Genomic DNA, 4,205 nt, shown 5'->3' with positions numbered 1-4,205 from the left:
GCGCGCCGCCCCCCTTGCAAGGGCCACGGGTTTGCCTGGACAGGCTAGCGTTTCTGGTGCCCGAGCGACGCGGGCTCCCGCCCCTGTCCCGCTACGCCCGGCTGATCCTCCCGGACGGCTCGCGCAAGACGGTGGGTTTCGTCGAAGCTTCCCGGGGCTGCAAGCATCTGTGCCGCCATTGTCCCATGGTGCCGATCTATCATGGGCGCTTTCGCGTCGTTGCGGTGGACGTGGTTCTCGCCGACATCCGCCAGCAGGTGCAAGCGGGCGCGCAGCACGTGTCCTTCGGCGATCCGGATTTTTTCAACGGCCCGACCCACGCCCTGCGGGTGCTACAGGCCATGCATGCCGAGTTTCCCTGGCTCACCTTCGACGCCACCATCAAGATCCAGCACCTGGTGCAGCACGCCCGCCTGCTGCCTGCCCTGAAGCGGCTTGGCTGCCTTTTCATCACCTCGGCGGCGGAGGCAGTGGACGATGACATCCTCGCCCGCCTGGGCAAGAACCACACCGCCGCGGACTTCGAGCGCGCCATCGCCCTCACCCGCAGCCAGGGCATCGCTTTGGCCCCTACCTTCGTCGCCTTCACGCCCTGGACGACGCTGGAAGGCTATATCGGGCTGCTCGCGAAGCTGGTGGAGCTGCGGCTGGTGGAAGCGGTGCCGCCGGTGCAACTCGCCCTGCGGCTGCTCGTTCCCCAAGGATCGTATCTGCTAGAGCTTGCGGGCTTTCGCGCGCTGATCGAGGCGTTCGACCCGCTGACGCTGGGTTACCCCTGGCGCCACCGGGACCCCCGGGTGGACCGGCTCCAGCAGGAAGCCGAGGCCTGGGTCGCCCAGGCGCAGGCGAAGGGGCTGCCGCGCCCGCAGACCTTTGCCCGCCTCTGGCAGATCGCCCACCAGGCCGCGGGCCGGGAAGCGCCAGCCCTTCCCGACGGGTTTGCGGGACAGCCGATTCCGCACTTGTCCGAGCCCTGGTACTGCTGCGCCGAGCCCACCCGAGGGCAACTCATGAGCATCTAGGGGGGAACCTTTTCACCAATGAAGCACAGGCGCATGGATTCCCTCCGCACCGCGACCGGGCTGTGCGTCCTTGCGCTCCTCACCGCCTGCGCCAGCCTCGCCCCCGTGGGCGATCCCGTGCCAGCGCCCGGGCTGCGGGTCGGCGATACCTGGACCTACGCCGTCTACGACGGCTATCGGGGAACCCAGAAGGGAAGCACCCGCTACAGCGTCCAGCAGATCACGTCCCACGCCGTGGTGACGCGGAGGGAAGCCGGCGATGGACCGGACACCCGCATCTTCACGTGGGAATGGAACCCTTACACGGAGGAGCTCCCCGAGCAGCGCATGGCCGATTTCAGCCCGCCTTTTCCGGCCTTCGCCTTCCCTCTCGAGGACGGCAAGCGCTGGAGCGGTACCGTCATCGCCGTCGAGGGCAAGACCGGCCGCCGCTATCCGGTGCACGTCTTCGCCCGGGTGGCAGGACGGGAGACACTCAAGACCGCGGCCGGCAGTTTCGACGCTATCCGCGTCGAGCGTTCCATCTATCTGGACAACCATGAGTGGTGGCGCAGCGGCACCCGCTGGTACCAGTCCGAGTGGTATGCGCCGGCGGTGGGCCGCTCGGTGCGCTACCAGGACTATTCGGAGTACACCGACTACACGAAAAGCAACGACGAACCCTTGATCCGCAGCGCCATCATCCCAGGCGACAAGACGGTATTGGAGCTGACTGCCTACCGCTTGGCTCCCCGATGAGGTTATTCCATGCCATCCGTCCTACGGATCCTCCCCATGCGCCGCGCCGCCGCTCTTCGCCTGGGCTGCGCCGGCATCGGGCCCGGCCGCACCGGTGCCCGGGCCGCGGACCGCAGAAGGCCAGCCCTACCGGCAGGGGAGCCGTCCCGTGGGAAGCTTCGCCGTCGCGGTGCGGGAGGGGAGGCACCGGCTCGCGGGCCATGGGCCCGCCGCCTCCATCTCCCAGGCGCCGGGCGAGAGGCCCCTGGTGCGCTGGGGAGCGGACGGCCGGGTCGTCCTCCAGGGCCGCCAGAGCGGAGCACCGACGGAAGCCCCCTTGAATCCTGGGTGACGAGCATGGAGCACCTGCCTACCCCGGCAGGCCGCTTCGAGGCCCATGGGATCGGCCGCCCCCTTGACTTGGAGCAGCAGCCGGCGTGGCGCCGCGGGATCCGGCGCTGCGAGAGCGACGGGTGTGCCCCCCGGGCCGAGGCCTGGGTGCAGAGCGGGGATGCCTCCGTGCACACCGACGGTTTCCGGCAGGCTCGGGGGAGCGCCGAAGGACCCGGGAAAAAGGTGCGCCTCGAGCAAGCTCGGGGCCAGCCAGGAGGGTGAGCGGGTGGCACGGGTCCTATTGCTGCTGCCCACCACCTCCTACCGCAACGAGGCCTTCGTCGCCGCGGCGCGTCGGCTCGGCCTGGCGGTGACCGCCGCCGCCGACTACTGCCACCGACTGGCGCCCGAGTGGGGACTTCCTCCCCGCATGGCAGTGCCCTTCGACCGGCCGGAAGTGGCGGCCCGGACCCTCCTCGCCGAGCTGGACGAGCAGCCGGATGCGGTGCTCGCAGTGGACGATGCCGGCCTGGAGCTCGCCGCGCTGCTTTGCCGCCACCTTGGGCTTCCCGCCAATCCTCCGGAGGCGGTGCGGCGGGTCCGGGACAAGCTGGCCTTTCGGGAGCTACTCAGCGCGAAGGGGCTCACCTGTCCGCGCTTTGCCCATCTGGTCGCGGACGCCGACCCCCTGTCCCTTCTCGCCACCCTGGATTTGCCCGTGGTGGTTAAGGCCCGGCGGCTTTCGGCAAGCCGCGGGGTGATCCGGGCCGATGACGCCCCGAGCTTTGCGGCCGCGGTGGAGCGGGTGCGGGCGATCCAACGCCGGGCCGACCGGGACGCCGAAAGGCTGGGGCTCCTGGTGGAGGAATTCATTCCCGGGAGCGAGCACGCCCTGGAGGGCTTGTTGGAAAACGGGCGGCTGCGGGTCCTCGCCCTGTTCGACAAGCCCGATCCCCTTGATGGTCCCTATTTCGAGGAGACGATCCTGGTGACACCCTCGCGGCTTGAGCCGCCAGTGCAGCGCCGCTTCGCCGAATCGGTGGAGCGGGCCTGCCGGCTCGCCGGATTGGTCACCGGGCCGATCCACGCGGAAGCCCGGGTTCGGGAGGAGACGGTGTGGTTGCTGGAGATCGCCCCCCGCTCGATCGGCGGGCTGTGCAGCCGGGCCCTGATCCAGGCCTTGGGCATGACCTTGGAAGAGCTCATCCTGCGCCACGCCTTGGGAATGGCGCTGCCCGAGCCACGGGCCGACGAGGCGGCCGGGGTCATGATGATCCCAATCCCACGCCGGGGCCTCCTCCGGGCAGTCCACAACGTGGAGGCGGCGCTCCAGGTGCCGGGCGTGGTGGAGGTACGCATCACCGCCCAGCCGGGCGAGGTCCTGGCACCGCCGCCCGAAGGCAACGCCTACCTCGGGTTCATCTTCTCCCGAGCAAAACGTCCGCAGGAGGCAGAAATGGCCCTGCGGCTTGCCCACCTGCAACTTGCCGTGGAGCTCTCCCCCGAGTATCCGGTGGAAAACGCTCCCGCCCGGGTCCGCCCGGCGTGTTGAAGCGGGCCGGCCTCCGGCGAGCCCGCAGAACAACCGGCACGGGGACGCTCGCTAGCCTTCCTGCCTTCCTTTCACGAACTGCTTGGAAAGCACCTTGCCGTTGACGAACTGGATGTGGATGGCGCCGTCCCGGTCCTTCCACACCGCCGAGGTGCCGGACAGGTTGCCGAGGCTGAAGCCGGAGGACTCGGTGGGCTCGCCCAGGAGGGCAGTCACCTCTTCCTGAGTCATACCGGCCTTGATCTTGTCGAAGTTCTCCTGGGTCACCTTGGCGCCGCAGGCCGCCAGTGTGACCAGGACCGCGGCGAGCAGGAGGCTGCGCCATTCGTTGTGACTCATCGTGCTTCCTTCTTCTCGGGGAAAGCCCTTGCGACTTCGGCCTCAACGGCGCTTATTTAAGCAGGCGCACGAGCACCAACAGCAGGACAGCTCCCAGCACGGCGATCACCAGGCTGCGGAAGTCGAAGCCGGTCACCGTGCCGAAGCCGAGCTGGGTGCCGATGAAACCGCCGATCAGGGCCCCAGCGATGCCAATGGCGATGGTGACCACGATCCCGCCCACGTCCTTGCCCGGCACCAGC

7 protein-coding genes are annotated in these 4,205 nt (G+C 69.1%); 5 read left to right on the top strand and 2 right to left on the bottom strand.

What is annotated here, in order from left to right; genetic code table 11:
* The 5 genes from V7Q81_RS14930 to V7Q81_RS14910 form a co-directional block, all read left to right on the top strand.
* A partial coding sequence (locus tag V7Q81_RS14930) for a radical SAM protein (RefSeq protein ID WP_333844870.1) occupies positions 1 to 1,022 on the top strand: 1,022 nt, incomplete at its 5' end.
* Positions 1,023 to 1,055: 33 nt separating this feature from the next.
* The gene (locus V7Q81_RS14925) at positions 1,056 to 1,760 is read left to right on the top strand and encodes a hypothetical protein (RefSeq protein WP_333844869.1); all 705 of its coding nucleotides are present in this window, start codon (positions 1,056 to 1,058) and stop codon (positions 1,758 to 1,760) included.
* 148 nt (positions 1,761 to 1,908) lie between these two features.
* Positions 1,909 to 2,091, top strand: coding sequence for a hypothetical protein (locus V7Q81_RS14920; RefSeq protein ID WP_333844868.1), 183 nt, complete (start codon positions 1,909 to 1,911; stop codon positions 2,089 to 2,091).
* A 5-nt stretch (positions 2,092 to 2,096) separates the two neighbouring features.
* Positions 2,097 to 2,354 (top strand): hypothetical protein, encoded by a 258-nt coding sequence (locus V7Q81_RS14915; RefSeq protein WP_333844866.1) that lies wholly within the window; start codon positions 2,097 to 2,099, stop codon positions 2,352 to 2,354.
* A 4-nt stretch (positions 2,355 to 2,358) separates the two neighbouring features.
* Positions 2,359 to 3,624: an ATP-grasp domain-containing protein gene (locus V7Q81_RS14910; RefSeq protein WP_333844864.1), complete on the top strand. Its 1,266-nt coding sequence runs from the start codon at positions 2,359 to 2,361 to the stop codon at positions 3,622 to 3,624.
* Between the two features lie 51 nt (positions 3,625 to 3,675).
* Here V7Q81_RS14910 and bamE read toward each other — a convergent pair whose 3' ends face one another.
* Positions 3,676 to 3,963 (bottom strand): outer membrane protein assembly factor BamE domain-containing protein, encoded by a 288-nt coding sequence (gene bamE / locus V7Q81_RS14905; RefSeq protein ID WP_333844861.1) that lies wholly within the window; start codon positions 3,961 to 3,963, stop codon positions 3,676 to 3,678.
* 52 nt (positions 3,964 to 4,015) lie between these two features.
* Positions 4,016 to 4,204 (bottom strand): GlsB/YeaQ/YmgE family stress response membrane protein, encoded by a 189-nt coding sequence (locus V7Q81_RS14900; RefSeq protein ID WP_333844859.1) that lies wholly within the window; start codon positions 4,202 to 4,204, stop codon positions 4,016 to 4,018.
* Position 4,205 lies beyond the last annotated feature (1 nt).

This window comes from Pelomicrobium sp., assembly GCF_036803785.1.
Lineage (GTDB): Bacteria > Pseudomonadota > Gammaproteobacteria > Burkholderiales > UBA6910 > Pelomicrobium.
The sequence above is the reverse complement of the archived record's forward strand: the minus strand, read 5'-3'. Positions and strand labels throughout refer to the sequence as shown.